Below are 16,178 nucleotides of genomic sequence, written 5' to 3' on the forward strand. Positions count from 1 at the left end.
TTATTGTTTTCAGAGCTGGATCTCGATACCGAGCTTCTCGGTGAGCTCCTTGTACCTGTTCCTGATGGTGACCTCGGTCACACCGGCCACATCGGCGACCTCTCTCTGAGTTCTGCGCTCGTTGCACATGATCGAGGAGATGTATATCGCAGCGGCGGCGACACCGGTGGGCCCCCTTCCGGAGGTGAGCTCCTTCTCGGACGCATCCTTGAGGATCTCTGCTGCCTTGGACTGGACCTCTCCGCTCAGCTTGAGCTCCGAGCAGAACCTCTGGACGTAGTCCTGGGGCTTGGTGGGCATCAGCTTGAGCTTCAGCTCACGTGTCATGAACCTGTAGGTCCTTCCGATCTCCTTCCTGCCTACACGGCTGGAGTTCCCGACCTCGTCCAGTGTCCTGGGGACACCGCACTGTCTGCATGCAGCATACAGCGAAGCGGCGACGACGCCTTCGATCGACCTTCCTCTGATGAGGTTCTTGTTGACGGCCTTCCTGTAGATCATGGCCGCGGTCTCCCTGACGTTCCTGGGGAGTCCCATTGCGGATGCCATCCTGTCCAGCTCGGACAGTGCGAAGGCCAGGTTCCTCTCCGTTGCGTTGGAGACACGGATCCTTCTCTGCCATTTCCTCAGCCTGTACAGCTGGGCCCTGTTCCTTGTGGGGATGCTCTTACCGTAGGAGTCCTTGTTCTTCCATGAGATCTCTGTGGAAAGTCCCTTGTCGTGGATGGTGTAGGTCATAGGCGCACCGGTACGTGCCCTCTTCTCTCCCTGCTCCACGTCGAAGGCTCTCCACTCTGGTCCCTGATCGATGAACTGGTCATCGAGGACCAGACCGCAGTCCTCGCACAGGAGCTCTCCCCTCTCGTAGTCACGGACGAGGTGGTGGCTTCCGCACTCCGGGCAGACCTCAATCTCTTCTGCTCCTTCCCTTGTCTTTACCATGTTGTTTTCCCCCTTTGGTGTAAAGGTTTGTTCCTAACATTTGGTCTGTCGCGGCAGCTCTCGTCTCGACGGATGCGTATGGAGCGGACACTGGTCCGAACACCCTCTTGACGATTCCCATCCTATTTTGGCCTGAATCGAATACAAAGGCTCCGATTTCCGGGGCTTCAGAACATTGGACGATCAGTCTGCCGTCCGTTGTTATCTCTTTCACCGTTCCTAGAAAATCCATGAGTCGATTCCGCCACTGCCGGGACTTAACCCTCTAGTTGATGGTTATACTGATTTATTATTTAATGATTTAGGGATTCTTTATATTGTAGCACGAAGAATCCGCGTTTTCTCTTATTTAATTATCTTTATCGATTTTTTCGGTGGCTGGATGAGTAATCCTTGGACGTTAGTCGGTAACAGTTTCCAGTGGAAATGGTGGTGTCTTATACCGTCATTCTAGGAGTCTGATTCATCGGTGATGGAATTAAATATGAATTAAAATAGAATTATTAGTAATTTGATATTTTACAGATTATTTAACTTAAAAGACATTAAAAGTGCATAATTATTCGCTATTTCGTTTGATATTTTTGTTACATATAATGTAGTAGAATTATTTTAGAATTAAAAAGGAATTAATTATATAGATACGAATCATCTGTAATGCTGAATACCATGGATAATCTCGGGAGAGAATCGGAGTCACAGGAGTTCAAAAAGAGCATGGCAGAAATGGACGAGGGCTTGAAATCTCTCGTATCCATGCTTAATAAGGACGGTATCGCCAGCGTGTATTTCGGTGTTGAGGATAACGGAGATGTCATCGGTTTGGATATCGGGAAGAACACCTTGAAGGACATCACGGACAAGATCTATGAGAGGATAGAGCCGAGAATTATCGCCAGGATCGATATCCTAAATGCTTCCGACGGTAGGAAGTACATCCATGTAAGGGCGAAAGGAACGGAGAGGCCATACACATACAAGGACGAGGTCTTCGTAAGGTCTGGCGAATCGAATCGCAAGGCCCCCATGTCCGAGATCAGGAATATGATATTGAGCTCAGGAGACAATCTGATAGAGACTTCCTCCTTGCAGACGGACCTGTCATTCTCGGAGCTCGTTTCCATTCTTAGAGAGAAGGGGATGGATGTGAGCGATGACGACAGGCTCCGCAAAAGCCTTGACCTCCTGAATCTGGAAGGAAGGTACAATTTCCAGGCCGAACTTTTGTCAGATCAGAACAACATACCGCTGACGGTCGTAGTATTCAAGGGCATAGACCGTACATCCATATCGATAAGGACCGATTATGCGGGGCATTCTTTGTTAAGAGAGACAAAGTCGGTAATCGATTACGTATCCTCTCTGAATGAGACAAGCGTCGATATGAGCGATGTGATCAGAAAGGAGACCTCATTGTTCGATATAGATTCTTTCAAAGAGGCATGGATCAATGCTTGTGTTCACAACAACTGGATCAATCGTATAGCACCGACGGTACACATCTTCGATGATCGTCTAGAGGTCATATCGTACGGGACTTTACCGTACTGGCTTTCAATGGATGACTTCTACAGCGGGAAGAGCATGCCTGTCAACAAATCCCTGATGAGGGTATTCATTCAGACAGGGCTGACGGAGCATACCGGACACGGAGTACCGGTCATAGTATCGTCATACGGGGAAGGTGCTTTCGACATAGGACCGAGCACAGTGGTTGTAGTTATGAGGTTCGGCCGTGCGCGCATAGTGTCCAGATTGCGTCAGGGTAACGTTATGCCGATGACCGATAGGGAGCTGCGCGTATTGGATGCGATACGTATAGATCCAAAAGGGTCCTTCGAGGACATTTCCATAATCACCGGAATCAGCAAATCCACCATAGCTAAGATAGCGGTCAAGCTCAAAGAAAGAGGAATGATCGAACGCGTGGGAAACAGGCGTAACGGATATTGGAAAGTCAACGATTGATCATATCGAAGCTGCCAAGGAACATCTGTGGAATGCACTATTAATAAATATAGGGGAGTTTGTTTCCAGTAACATTATATCCCGCCTTGCGGGAAGTAAAATCGGAGTGAAAAACATGGCATTAGAGATCTGGTCGATGGAGTTCCTCAGCCTCATCGTTGTCGCATTCGCGATTGTCATGCTCCTCACTGGAATCCTTGCGGCAGCCTTCGGCGCCGGTAAGGCCAAGGGATACGGCGGACTGATGACCGTAATCGGTATCGTACTGCTCGGTGTCTGGATTTGGCTCTGCGGATTCAGTGACATATCCGCATTCAGGGATGTGAATCTCTGGGATGTGGTCATCGATGCTATCATCAACCTGCTTGGTGTCATCGTCGGAGCATTGGTCGCAGTCGGTATCTTCCTTGTGGTCGTTCTTAAGAGCTGATCCCGGAAGTAACCAAAACATCTTCCTTCAACCCTCTTACTTCTGTATGGTTTGATTCATGCTTGTGCTATTGTGGATCGATCTGTCGAAATCATTTTATAACTTTAGTAGAGTCGTTCAGCTAGGATGGATTCCACGATAATTGCGGGTCGATACCATGGGAAATGCAACATACGAGATGAGGATGCCCACCAACTACATGGATATGTCCGTTGCAGAGATGCAGTACGAAGGCGGATTCAGTTGGAAGACCTTCGGAATAGTGCTTGCGGCGGTCGGGGCGGTCGCGTTCTTCGGCGGATTCGGTTTGGCTTATATCGGTACAGCGTCGGCCGTATGTTTTGGTACTGGAGCGGCAGGCATAGTCGGAGGACTGGCGGTTGGAATAGCCGGACTGTCGATCATTGATGCCCACGACTGATCCTATGGCGGATCAGAGCGTCTGTCCTTTGTTCCATTTGAATCGAACAATTCTGTTTCGATCGACGTTCACAAAAGTTTCAATAGACTATGCGGAATTGTTTTATAATATCCTCAGAGTTAATTCTGTTAGACGTATTCACGACTATTGCGAGGTATGGATATGAGAAATGCAACATACGAGATGAGGATGCCCACCAACTACACGGACATGTCCGTTGCAGAGATGCAATATGAAGGCGGATTCAGTTGGAAGACCTTCGGAATCGCGGTCGCAATCGTCGGAGCAGTTGCGTTAGCTGTCGCATTGGGTGCAGGAGTCGTCGGTGCGGGAATGATGGCCGGAGCCTTTGGTACCGTCTCAACAGGGACTACCCTGGTAGGCATCGCATCAGCAAGCTCCATCGGAGGACTGGTGTTAGGCCTTGCTGGACTTGAGATCAACAACAACGCGAACAGCTGAAGTTACACCCGGTCTGATCCGGTATTATGGAGACCTTTATAGAGGATGACGGGGAGAGCGTGATCACTCTGAATATGATCATCCATGCATGCCGCGAGCATATTTTGGAGAAGGACAATCAGGGTCTCAGTTGATCTGCCATTGTTTCAGGTTGAAGGTGCAGCATTGCACCTTCGAGGATACTATAACGCCGTCCTTCCAGAGTCTCATCAGCGTAGGCTTCAGATTCTCGATATACTCCAGATAGGTCTTGTTGTCCTTGAACTCCTCCGGGCGGAGTCTCTTGACTATCGCACGGGTGCAGATCATTGGGTTCTCGCGTATGACCGTGAGGACCTCCTCGTCGGTGATCGGATTCATGGATGATAGAACCAACTTGTAAATATATAAAGAAAAGAAGGAAAAGGGTGGTTTGGAAGAGAATCGTTCAGTTTCCCTGACTGATCATCTCGAGCTGACTCATGACCTGGTAGATCAACGTCCTTCCGTGCATGGGGATGTTGGGGTCATTGGCCAGGTCGTCAAGGATGACGATGGCTCCGGTTGCGCGGACATCCATAGGTTCCTTCGTATCGAGGAGCCTGGCCTTGGCGTCCGTCGCACCTTTCCTGATGTTACGGGGTACGGATGTATCCTCTGCGAGCATGTCGAGAACGTCTGTTATCTGTTTGACTTTGTCTGCCATGGAATCACCGCGGGATCAGAATGTCTCGAACTCTTCCTGCAGGTCCTGGACCATCTGGTCGAGGACTTCCTCGAAGTTCATCGATTTGTATTCCCTGACGCCGCCGAGATCGCTCTGGATCCTTACGACAAAATCATTGTTCTCTTTTACAAGCTCTACGTTGCACAGAATCTCTTCCATTGTTCTTACCCCCGTAGGATTAATGGGTCGAACATGGACTACATATATATCATTGGCGGTTTTTTCCACGGTTCTTGGTGTGTTCAAGGCTGGATACTACGTGATGGATGAACGATCCATGATTGTTTGAGGCTGTTAGATACGTTTCCGTTATCGGATTTCAACGGGTTTCGGGTCTTTTGGATAGTTGGATGATAATGACATGGAAAGAATAGCCAGTACTGCTCCAAAGTTTAACGATGATTAATCGTTATTGACTGTTTAGTTATTTTTTAATAGACTGTTAATCACTTCCTAACCAATTAGGGTAGGTCCGATGAGCACATCGGCTCCCTCATAGGCTGTGAAGCTGTGCCTAGGGGGGGGGGGTGAGAGTATCCCCAACACATCTTACCGACGGATCTCAGGTCCGCGCTATCCTGAAGAATACGAGATGGTGCGGATGGATTCTGCAGACATTATCTATCGCCATAAGGGGCATTCTGCCTCTGTCGTTGCCGATGCCTATGGTACCGTAGGTTCGGTAGGTGCAGCACATCCCATTTCGTATCGTTTCTTGTATTCTTTCGAAGAAGGCCTTCCTCTGAACTGTGACAGGACAGAAAGCATGGCGCGGATGATCTGACGGCTTCGAAGAACGAGTTGATAGAATGAATATGAAAGGAAAGAAGATGCTTGCGGTGTTGGCGGCATTAGCCATGGCGTTCGCAGTATTCGTTTTAATTACGGATGTTGATGAAAACGATGCGGGAAACATCGTAGATTTAGATAGTCAGGCCGTTGATATTCCAGACACAAGTGGTTATGCTTATACTGTTTCAACAAAAACTCTAGCCATTTCGAATTACAGTTCAATAACGGATACATTTAAGGGAACGGGCATCACAATTACTGGTGAAGTAACAGAGGACCAAATAGGGGCCCTTGGGTTCGGTGCTATGAAGGAGGATTCAAGCACTCTGTATTATACTACACTTGACTTGGCCGTAATTGCAATCAACAGTGCACTTATTCAGGATGTTACTATCAAAGTACTTGCGGATCATACTGGAATTTATAATGCATTGTTGCAGACAGGATCTTCGAGTAGTTATTCATCGAGTGAATACAGTGTGACTATTGATCTCAATAATAAGACATATATTACCACGCCAACTGGAGCTGTTGGAACTGGTGGACTTGACGATAAGATAATGTATTTTTGGTTTGGAGCTAATGAACTTACTATTAAAGATGGTATAATTCGTGCTAACCCTAGTAATACCGAAGGTTCAGTTTTGATGAAGAGTTTCATGCCTACGCTTAATCTTTCCAATATTATTTTAGACGCATCCAGTGTAAATTCTACATCCAATCCACAGTTCTTAACAGACCTGGATGGTGTAAAGAAAGGAACAGCATTGTACATAGGGAATGGTACTGTAAACCTTACTGGCGGAACTCGCATAATTGGATCGGATAATGTTTCTGCAGTTACAGTTTACGGACATGGGCAATCAACATCGCCTGGGGTTTGGACATCATATGTTGGATCAACTGTGATAATGGATAAGGCTACTATTGATGGAAATGTCATCGTTGCTACTCAGAAGGTAACGGCAGCACCAAAAGTTGTCCCTGCGACGTTGACAATAACTAAAGCAGACATGGTCGGTGACATCATCGTTGTTCCCGATGATGTAGTAATTAATGCTAATGGAAAGACGTCTGCAGCGGACGGAACAAAGACTGTTACAATTACAGATTTGACAATCCCTACAGGAGGAGCCATGTCTGTGAAGAATGGACAGACCCTTACAATAAGTGGTTCCTTGACAAACTTTGGAACTCTTGAGAACAATGGTACTATCATAAACAACGGAACAATAGTTCTCAATAGTAACAATGGCTTCGTATCAAACACTGGTTCGTATCCTGAGTTTACAAATGCGTATAGGGGTTTGAATGGAAATGTTGAGCTAAACGTTTCGATAGGAGTTACAGCTATAGTGTTCCCTACTGGTGATCTCAATATCATTAGTCAATCTTCTTCAGCCGGGTTGTTCGCTTATATGTCTGAGACTAAGGATGGAACCAAGCATTCTCTGAACGTAACAGAATCCACGTTCACAGGTTCTCTTTGGGTCGCTGAGGCGAATAATGTTTCGGTTACCGGATCCACGTTCGGTTCATCTGATGCAAAACTAGTAGAGATGATGGATGTCGGTATCAATAACGGCATTTATGAAAATGATTCTACTGATGCCAGGGCTGGTGCACTATGGATTGTGGATTGTACCGGGGACATTATTATCGGTACTTCAGAGAGTGGCGGAGGAAATAAGATCTATGCTAGTACAGCAGGAGATAATTCAAGTAGTGCCCGTGATGGACAGTCTCATGGAATCCGTTGTGTAGCCATTTCTGCAAAGGGTGATGAACGCGTATCTAGCATTAGTATCGTTAATAACGAATTCCATGGTGGAATGAATGCAATACAATCTAACCATTGTTATGGAACAGGTACGACATTAACGATAACGGGTAATACATTTGATTGTTGGGGCATGACCGATACTGCTACCACACAGGGAGGTTATGCCATGAGGTTGCATTTCAACGCGGCTCTTGGGAATGTTGTTGTAAATGACAATACTTTCATCAAGGCATTTGACAGTACGAAGTTGTATGAGGTGGGTAACCTTTTGAAGGCTAGTTTTGCTTCTGGAAGTGTGTCGGGTAATGCTATATCATTTGCTAATAATATTTATAAAGCCAGTGTCTCAGCGACATCTGAGGTTATAACTACCAGTACTTCTCTGGATGCGGTGGATGGTAAGTACACGTTTGTTAATTACGGTACCTATATTGCAGGATCGGATCTGGAAAAAACTGGAGCATACTATGGTAGTTTCATTGTTCCCACAGAACAGACAGCAACTGTAGGGAATGGTACGACAATGACCTTTTATGATCAGGTGACTGTAGAAGGAACACTTGTTGTAAGTGGCGTGCTCAATCTGGTAGGAACACTTACGAACTCTGGTATTATTAGCGGAGAAGGGATGTTTACTAATTCTGGGGTGTTGATTAATGAGGCTGGTGTATTGGATACAATAACATGTGTACCATCTGGAGGTAGTTATAAGCTTATCATTCCGGCAAAGACTGATGCTGTATACAAGGGGACCAAGACCCTCGCATTCAAATCGATTCCCACCGGAATTGGAAATGAGACCGTTACCTTGACATATACCACCTATGCCGCTGATGCTGGTAAGGTCCAGACATACACCTACGAAGCAACTCCTTCGGCCTCAGGAGAGTTTACTGTTGAAGCATCGGATTCTTCAGCAACCAGGACATTTACGATAGCTTCTGCAGGCGATCTCACAATAGGAAAGGCTTTGCTCAATGATGTCACGTTGGCTTTAACATCAGATTCCGGACAGTATACAGGAGTTGCACAGAATCCAGGATTCACCGTAAAGATCGGTGATCAGGATGTGTCTGCTGATTTCAACGCCGCATCTTGGCCAGATGATATGATTAATGCTGGATCAAAGACATTAACTCTTACATCTAAGAATGAGAATATAGAGTCTGGAAACAAGACTGCAACTTACACCATCACACAGGCGGAGAATGGAATCACAGCAGTCACCATAGCTGGATGGACATATGGGGCAAATCCCAGCGTGCCTACTACTACAGCCGTTTTTGGAGGAACTACTGCTACCTACCTGTACAAGTTGACATCTGCCGGCGAAGGGGCATATTCGTCTACGGTACCTACGGATGCCGGAGCATATGACATTAAGGCCACCATTGCAGAGACTAGTAACTACAAAGGAGCAACAGGAACCGCGACTTTCACTATTGCACCTCTGAGTATTACTGGAGCAACAGTAACCTTGGGCGATCCTCTAACCTACAATGGCAGTGCTCAGACTCAGGCAGTCACTAAGATCACGGTGTCCACTGTAGATTACAACATCGGAACCGGACTGGCCGTTTCCGACAATGTCCAGACCAATGTCAAGACAGATGGGGACTACACTCTCACCGTTACCGGTTCAGGCAACTTCACCGGATCTGCAACCAAGACATGGAACATCTCTCCTCTGAGTGTTTCAACACTTGATGTAACAATCAAGAACGGTGATGCTACCATAACTCGTGGTGAGCGCATTGCTTATGATGAAAAAGGATACACATTGACCTATGCTGTAGACGGATATGCGAGCCCTGCCACCATTGCTTCGAAGTGGCAGATAAAGAACGGCGAGACCTGGACCGATACAGACACAATCAAGAATTCCGGAGAGTATCAGCTTGTCCTTACAGGATCCACGAACTTCACCGGAACCCAAGCATTCGCAGGACCCGTCATTGCAGAGGCTAAGGAGGTCGAGCATGTGGATGAGACCACACACAAGACCACTGAGGATGCGACTGTGACGGCAGATACAGATTCCGTCTCGATATCCAACGATTCGGAGTTCACTGTCGGTGATGACAAGAAGGTGGAGATTAACCTTCAGACGACCTTCGAGTCTGGAAGCGACGGAAAGGCTAAGATCGAATTCCCCGAGGGAACTGTGTTTAACGAGGGCAATGAGAGCTCTGTTATCTCGTTGGTCAATATCACGCCGGCCGGTCCTGAGGCCGCACCCACCTTCGAAATTGTCTTCGAGAACGTGACCGTTACAACTGTCACGATCACGCTGCCAATTGGTACTGGTCTAACGAACCCTGCGGTGTACTATGTACCCGGAGGTTCAGCTGAGAAGGTTCTGATGGGAGGTACATACGATGCTGTTGCAGGTACGATTACCTTTACCACTACCCACAACTCCACTTATGAAGTTCAGCAGAGTGAGACGCCAGTGACGCACAATGTTAACATCACAGCAGGTTCTGGTGGAACCGTGTCACAGACGACTGTTACCGGTGTTGCTGATAACGCGTCCATCTCCGCCAGCGGAAGTACGTTGACCATCGGAACCACCACGGTTACCGCCACCGCCAGCTCCGGATACACCTTCTCCAGCTGGTCCGGAATACCGGCGAGCGGAAAGGTCACCGAGAATCTGAACATCAAGGCGAACTTCACATCGAGCCCGGGCCCCACACCACCCGGACCCGGCCCCGGACCGTCCCCGACCATCACCTACACCCTGACTTTCGAAGCAGGCACAGGCGGATCCGTATCACCTGCGACCGTTAAGGCGGCCATCAACGCCAACATCTCGGTCAACGGCGATACCATGATCATCGGAACCGGAACCAGCGCGAAGACAGTGAAGGCCATCCCCAACGACGGTTACACCGTAGGAACCTGGTCCGTTACCAGCGGAAAGGTCACCTCGGACATGACCATCAGCGTGACTTTCAAGAAGGTGTCCCTCACAGAGATATCTGTGAAGAACGCCCCCACCAAGGTCTCGTACAAGGAGGGAGAGAAGTTCGATCCCGCCGGACTGTCGATCATGCTGAAGTACGACGACATGACCTTCAAGGTCCTGCCGTACAAGGGCAACGAGTCGCAGTTCTCCTTCAGTCCGTCGCTCGCGACGCCTCTGAAGACCTCGGACAAGACCGTGACCATCACCTTCGAGGGTAAGAGCACCACGCAGGCCATTGTCGTCAGTGGAGATTCGCCTTCAGGCGGCAATGATAACACCGTGCTGTATGTTGTGATCGCGGCCATTGTGGTCATATTCGCGGCCGGAGCGGTGTTCTACTTCGTGAAGAAGAAACCCGCAGAGTAAACCGGATAAACCGAGGGGAGAGATCCCCTCATCTTTCCCTTATTGTTACTACATTTTTCAACAAAAAGTCTGAATTCAGAGAATCGAAGGCAGGGAAAAGACTCCAATAATACTGTTGTTCATCTACGGGCTTTCTGAGAAACCTTTATAATATAATCTATAATAGAGGGGCTTGTTCTGTGTTGTTATCGCTTCAGCGAAAGCAAGCACGGGAAAATCGGCTCATGCCGACGGAGAACGATTGAAATGGCAGACGAAGAAGAGTCAACGTACGAAGAGCTCCAGGACGAGTTCGAGGCAAAGGCACGCGGATTCGGAAAGGGAAAGTACGGCAGGATCATGAAGATGGCTCGCACACCGAGCAAGGACGAATACACCAAGACAGTGTACATCACCGCGATCGGTATCATCCTCATCGGAGCCGTAGGTTTCGCCATCTGGTGGCTCATGACCGTCCTTCCGGGATACTTCTGACGGAGGCTGAATCATCATGATGCTAACTGGTGACAACAATCTGAAGAAGGTTGCAGCCAGCGGAATCGTTTCTTGGCCCTTCAAGCTCACATCCAGTGCAGACAAAGCGAAAATCTCGTTCTCAGTCGTTGCTGGACCGGATGCGGAGAACGCCCCCGAGTGGACGGTGAGTCTCCATGACGCTACAGAGGGAGAGATCTGGACGAACGACACCAGCAAGACAGAGGTCACAATCGCGCTTCCAGGAAAGAACGCGAAGGAACTCAAGCTGGAGGTCATCTGCCCCAACGGAGCCAGGTACGGCGACTCCGTTAAGACCACGGTCACCGCGGAAGCGGATGACGGAATATCATCGCTGGTCTTCGAAGCCGTAGCACAACAGTCCATAATGGTCCTTAAGACCCAAATCGACCAGGAGAAGACCGTCGCGAACGAGTTGGCATCCAAGGCGAACAAGGCCAAAGACAAGGACATATATGCGATCCTGAGCCCTGCTGGACTCAGAGGATACGTGTTCGTGGAAGGCATGAACACCGATCGCGTCCGCGAGAAGTCCAAGGACATCAAAAAGGCCAGGAACTTCATCGACGGAGAAGCGGATATCAGCGAGATCAGCCCCTATCTCACACCCGTGTCCGCAGTCGTAGGAATCGTGGAGGGAGACTTAGTCGAACTCGTCAACGGTCCCTTCAAGGGTGAGAAAGCAAGGGTGCAGCAGATCGATCAGGCCAAAGAGGAGATCACAGTCGAACTCGTCGAGGCCATGGTCCCCATTCCTGTCACTGTCAAAGGAGACAGCGTCAGGTTAATTGAAAAGGAGAAATGAGCAATGGTAGATACTGTTGAGGCATTGGTGGACGGAGGCCGCGCTTCCGCAGGTCCACCGCTCGGACCCGCACTGGGCCCCAAAGGAGTGAACATCGGTCAGGTCATCGCGAAGATCAACGAGAAGACAAAGGCCTTTGACGGAATGAAGGTCCCCGTCAAGATCCTGATCAACGACGACAAGACATTCGACATCAAGGTCGGAACACCCCCCGTGTCCGCACTGATCAAGGGAGAGCTCGGAGTAGAGTCCGGAGCCCACAACGCCAGGACCGAGAAGGTAGGAAACCTCACCCTCGACCAGGCAAAGAAGATCGCCGACATGAAAGGCGACGATCTCCTCGGTGCAACACTGAAGGCAAGGGTCCTGGAAGTCGCAGGAGCCTGCGTCGCCATCGGTGTGACCATCGACGGAAAGGGACCCAAGGACTTCACCAAGGCCGTCAAGGCCGGTGAGTACGACTCCCAGTTCTGAGTCAAAAACATTTCAAGGGGGAACACCCCCACCCCATTTTCTTTCGATACCATCCTTTATTACTCGAAGAACATATTTCGAATCCGAGGGAGCTGTTGCCATATGCGTTATGAGTTCATGCATAAGGATGTCATCGTGGCCGATCTGATCCTAAGCGAAGATGACGGCACGATTCTCAAGGTAGAGCATATGCAGCACTTAGAACACATGCCCATGGGTACCGTTGTCAAGGGTTTCCTCGACGGACGTGCATTCAAAGGCTGGTGGAACAGCCGTTCCATCCCTGCCAGTCGCAGTGGTATAAAGGATGTCCTCTACGAACTGGACTACCACTCCACCACGATGCTTATCGAGAAGTGCATGGGACTCAGCCTGTCCGATCAATACTGGATCAGAAGGGAAGGATCTGACATCTGTTGGGAGGATGTAAATTTCTTCGAGAACGAATTCTCCGAGGATATGGGTGATCTGCTCTTCGGCAAGATCTCCGGAAGCGATGAACTCAGCTTATCATCCCCCGATAACACATCGGACGGTGTCCTGAAGAAAAGATGGAAGATCATCGACGGAGAGAGATGCCTTATCAAAGGCGGAAGCGGTCAGAATATGCAAGAACCTTTCAACGAAGTCATCGCATCTATACTCATGTCCTCGCAGTCCATCGACCACATCCCATATGACTTGGTCTGGATGGACGGGTACCCGTACAGCGTTTGCAAGGATTTCATCGATGGAAGCACCGAACTGCTGACAGCATATCATCTGGTGAAATCCGTCTCTCAGAAGAAGAGCGATAACCTGTACATGCACTACGTCCGTGTATGTGAAGATCTGGGCGTCGATATAGTCCCTGCATTGGACCGTATGATCGTAATAGACTACATCATGATGAACAACGACAGGCATATGGGTAATTTCGGACTGATACGCAACGCTGATACGCTGGAAGTAATTGGGCCCGCACCCATATTCGATACCGGGTCGTCATTGGGATGTCAGATCCGTACAGATAGGTTCAAGACCGAATTGGACCACAGCGCTAAGCCTTTCAAGGAGACGTTCCATGAGCAGTTGGGTCTCGTCTCGGATTTCTCATGGCTGGACATCGAATCGATGACATCATCCCTCGGTGCCGTGGAATCAGTGCTGGATTCAAAGGGATTCATCGGGGATGAGCGTAAGGGCATGATCATGGACCTCCTGAAGGACCGTATAGAAAAGATCTCCCATAGGATCTGAATTCCCGGTCCTTCCTTTCCTTTATAATAGTTTATATATCAGTTGTTTTTACAGAGGAATACTTGTAGGAGAGCCGCAAGGCTCGCAAGTACTACAGGAGGAATTGTATTGGCAGAAAAACCAACCGTAATGGCCGTGCAGAAAGCACTCGAGGGTGCAAAGAAGCGCAACTTTACTGAGACGGTTGAGTTGGCCATCAATCTCAAGGATGTCGATCTGACCATCCCCAAGAACCGTATCCAGGAGGATATCATTCTCCCGAACGGAAGGGGAAAGGCAGTGAAGATCACTGTGATTGGTGGTGGCGAACTAGCCTTGAAAGCCAAGGACGTGGCCGATCTTGTGATCACACCCGAGGAACTCGGAGCGATCGCAGACGACAAGAAGCAGGCAAAGAAGATCGCGAACAGTACCACGTATTTCATCGCTGAGGCACCTCTGATGGCTCAGGTCGGTAAGAGGCTGGGTACCGTTCTCGGACCTCGCGGAAAGATGCCGAAACCAATCGCACCGGGAGCAGATCCCGCACCGATGATCGACGGTCTCCGCAAGTCTGTGTCCATCAGAACGAAAGACAGGAAGACATTCCACGCACCCGTGGGATCCGTTGACATGGACCCTGAGAAGATCGCTGAGAACATCGATCTGGTCCTCAAGCGTGTCGAGTCTCACCTTGAAAAGGGAGAGCACAACATCGCTTCAGCCTATGTCAAGACCACCATGGGACCTGCGGAGAGGATTCTGTAAGGAGGTTTGAAGATGGCACACGTCGCAACTTGGAAGAAGGACCTGGTGAACGAGCTGGTACAGGATATGCGCGAGGCTCCAGTCGTCGCAGTTGTCGACATGGAGAACATCCCCGGACAGCAGATCCAGTCCATGAGGGCAGGACTCAGGGCCCACGCCAAGCTCAAGATGACCAAGAACAAACTGATGCTCTTGGCCATTGAGGAGGTTGCCGCGGACAAACCCGGAATCGAAGCACTCAAGGACTCAATCGATGGTCAGTGCGCGATCGTAACTACGGACATGGATCCCTTCAAACTGTTCGCACAGTTGAAGAAGACAATGTCCCCCGCACCTGCTAAGGCAGGTCAGATCGCACCCTTCGACATCGTTGTACCTAAGGGACCGACACCTTTCGGACCCGGACCGATCATCGGAGAGCTTCAGAAGATAGGCCTTCCTGCAGCAATCGAGGCAGGAAAGATAGTCGTCAAGAAGGACACGACGCTCGTCAAGGAGGGCGAACCCATCCCCGCGAACGTCGCCGGAATGCTCCCCAAACTCGAGATCCTCCCCATGATCGTGGGATTGGACCTCAGGGCAGCATACGAGGACGGAACAGTCTATACCAAGTCTGTTCTGGATATTCCCGAGGACTACTACGCCAACATGTTCGCTACGGCTGCACACAACGCTTTGGCACTCGGTGTCGAGATCGCGTTCCCCACAAAGGAGACGCTCCCGCTCTTGATTGCAAAGGCGTTCAGGGAGACAGTTGCTGTCTCTGTTGAAGCCGCGATACCCAACGAAGCAAGTATCAAGACACTCGTCGCAAAGGCAGACGCCCAGATGCTCGCAGTCGCATCCGCTACCGGATACCAGAGCGAGTCCGTCTCCGCCAGGGCAGGAGCAGCCGCCGCAGCAGCACCCGTTGCAGCAGCAGAGGCAGCACCTGCAGCAGAGAGTGTGAAAGAGGATGAACCCGAGGAAGTAAGCGAGGAGGATGCAGCAGCAGGCCTCTCGGCACTTTTCGGATGAAATTTAAGGAGTTGAATTAAATGGAGTATATCTACAGCGCAATGGTGCTCTACTCTGCTGGCAAAGACATCACCGAGGACGCAGTCAAGGCAGTCCTCACAGCCGCCGGAGTCGACGCTGACGCAGCAAAGATCAAAGCATTGGTTGCATCTCTCGAGGGAGTCAACATCGCAGATGCTATCGCGAACGCCGCAATCGCAGCGCCCGCAGCAGCACCCGCAGCTGGAGCCGCCCCCGCAGCAGCCGCCGCACCCGCAGCAGCCGAGGAACCCGAGGTTGAGCAGGTCAGCGAAGAGGATGCAGCAGCAGGTCTCTCTGCACTCTTCGGATGAACGTCAGTTGATCTTCAGAGTCAATACAAACTACTTACCACACCCTTGTGGTTTTTCTTATTTTCGGGCTAATAATCCCATATATAGTCGATATTTGATTACGTCCGCATGGAAGAAAGCAAATATTGTTCCGGTTGCGGGAAGACCCTGAAGCCGGGCATGCAGTTCTGTCCCCAGTGCGGGAAGGTCGTCAGCGGTTCTGCTGCCGACCAGGAGATTCAAGAGCAG

At 49.6% G+C, this 16,178-nt stretch carries 18 protein-coding genes; 13 read left to right on the forward strand and 5 right to left on the reverse strand.

All coding sequences use genetic code 11. The annotated features are described in order from the left end of the window. Window positions 1-9 precede the first annotated feature (9 nt). Both E7Z62_06305 and E7Z62_06310 read right to left on the reverse strand, forming a co-directional pair. Complete coding sequence (locus E7Z62_06305) at window positions 10-942, reverse strand: transcription initiation factor IIB (GenBank protein ID MBE6522717.1); 933 nt, start codon at window positions 940-942, stop codon at window positions 10-12. Then, window positions 908-1,174, reverse strand: coding sequence for a hypothetical protein (locus E7Z62_06310; protein MBE6522718.1), 267 nt, complete (start codon window positions 1,172-1,174; stop codon window positions 908-910). Before E7Z62_06310 ends, E7Z62_06305 begins: the two co-directional genes overlap by 35 nt. A 425-nt stretch (window positions 1,175-1,599) precedes the next feature. Between E7Z62_06310 and E7Z62_06315 the strand changes: the two genes are divergently transcribed. From E7Z62_06315 to E7Z62_06330, 4 genes are all read left to right on the forward strand, one after another. Next, the gene (locus E7Z62_06315; protein ID MBE6522719.1) at window positions 1,600-2,910 is read left to right on the forward strand and encodes a hypothetical protein; all 1,311 of its coding nucleotides are present in this window, start codon (window positions 1,600-1,602) and stop codon (window positions 2,908-2,910) included. A 115-nt stretch (window positions 2,911-3,025) separates the two neighbouring features. Next, a complete protein-coding gene (locus E7Z62_06320) occupies window positions 3,026-3,340 on the forward strand; it encodes a hypothetical protein (GenBank protein MBE6522720.1) in 315 nt (104 codons plus the stop codon). Between the two features lie 157 nt (window positions 3,341-3,497). After that, on the forward strand, window positions 3,498-3,761 hold the full coding sequence (locus tag E7Z62_06325) for a hypothetical protein (protein ID MBE6522721.1): 264 nt from the start codon (window positions 3,498-3,500) through the stop codon (window positions 3,759-3,761). A 162-nt stretch (window positions 3,762-3,923) separates the two neighbouring features. Next, window positions 3,924-4,223 (forward strand): hypothetical protein, encoded by a 300-nt coding sequence (locus tag E7Z62_06330; GenBank protein MBE6522722.1) that lies wholly within the window; start codon window positions 3,924-3,926, stop codon window positions 4,221-4,223. A 126-nt stretch (window positions 4,224-4,349) separates the two neighbouring features. On the opposite strand, the gene E7Z62_06335 is transcribed toward E7Z62_06330, so the two are convergent. From E7Z62_06335 to E7Z62_06345, 3 genes are all read right to left on the reverse strand, one after another. Beyond that, window positions 4,350-4,583, reverse strand: coding sequence for a hypothetical protein (locus E7Z62_06335; GenBank protein MBE6522723.1), 234 nt, complete (start codon window positions 4,581-4,583; stop codon window positions 4,350-4,352). Between the two features lie 67 nt (window positions 4,584-4,650). Next, complete coding sequence (locus E7Z62_06340; GenBank protein MBE6522724.1) at window positions 4,651-4,908, reverse strand: UPF0147 family protein; 258 nt, start codon at window positions 4,906-4,908, stop codon at window positions 4,651-4,653. Window positions 4,909-6,673: 1,765 nt separating this feature from the next. Next, a complete protein-coding gene (locus E7Z62_06345; protein MBE6522725.1) occupies window positions 6,674-7,105 on the reverse strand; it encodes a hypothetical protein in 432 nt (143 codons plus the stop codon). Between the two features lie 1,069 nt (window positions 7,106-8,174). On the opposite strand from E7Z62_06345, the gene E7Z62_06350 reads away from it, so the two are divergent. From E7Z62_06350 to E7Z62_06390, 9 genes are all read left to right on the forward strand, one after another. Further along, window positions 8,175-10,841, forward strand: a complete 2,667-nt coding sequence (locus E7Z62_06350; protein MBE6522726.1) for a hypothetical protein — start codon at window positions 8,175-8,177, stop codon at window positions 10,839-10,841. A 246-nt stretch (window positions 10,842-11,087) separates the two neighbouring features. Then, window positions 11,088-11,315 (forward strand): protein translocase SEC61 complex subunit gamma, encoded by a 228-nt coding sequence (locus E7Z62_06355; protein MBE6522727.1) that lies wholly within the window; start codon window positions 11,088-11,090, stop codon window positions 11,313-11,315. A 16-nt stretch (window positions 11,316-11,331) separates the two neighbouring features. Continuing rightward, window positions 11,332-12,141, forward strand: coding sequence for a transcription elongation factor Spt5 (locus tag E7Z62_06360; GenBank protein ID MBE6522728.1), 810 nt, complete (start codon window positions 11,332-11,334; stop codon window positions 12,139-12,141). A gap of 3 nt (window positions 12,142-12,144) precedes the next feature. Next, window positions 12,145-12,615: a 50S ribosomal protein L11 gene (locus tag E7Z62_06365; protein MBE6522729.1), complete on the forward strand. Its 471-nt coding sequence runs from the start codon at window positions 12,145-12,147 to the stop codon at window positions 12,613-12,615. 102 nt (window positions 12,616-12,717) lie between these two features. After that, window positions 12,718-13,854, forward strand: coding sequence for an excisionase (locus E7Z62_06370; protein ID MBE6522730.1), 1,137 nt, complete (start codon window positions 12,718-12,720; stop codon window positions 13,852-13,854). Window positions 13,855-13,962: 108 nt separating this feature from the next. After that, on the forward strand, window positions 13,963-14,601 hold the full coding sequence (locus tag E7Z62_06375) for a 50S ribosomal protein L1 (GenBank protein ID MBE6522731.1): 639 nt from the start codon (window positions 13,963-13,965) through the stop codon (window positions 14,599-14,601). A gap of 12 nt (window positions 14,602-14,613) precedes the next feature. Beyond that, window positions 14,614-15,618, forward strand: coding sequence for a 50S ribosomal protein L10 (locus tag E7Z62_06380; GenBank protein ID MBE6522732.1), 1,005 nt, complete (start codon window positions 14,614-14,616; stop codon window positions 15,616-15,618). A gap of 20 nt (window positions 15,619-15,638) precedes the next feature. After that, on the forward strand, window positions 15,639-15,950 hold the full coding sequence (locus E7Z62_06385; protein MBE6522733.1) for a 50S ribosomal protein P1: 312 nt from the start codon (window positions 15,639-15,641) through the stop codon (window positions 15,948-15,950). A 108-nt stretch (window positions 15,951-16,058) separates the two neighbouring features. Next, the coding region (locus tag E7Z62_06390) for a zinc-ribbon domain-containing protein (protein ID MBE6522734.1) at window positions 16,059-16,178 on the forward strand (120 nt) is incomplete at its 3' end.

It is taken from the genome of Thermoplasmata archaeon (assembly GCA_015063285.1).
Classification (GTDB): domain Archaea; phylum Thermoplasmatota; class Thermoplasmata; order Methanomassiliicoccales; family Methanomethylophilaceae; genus Methanoprimaticola.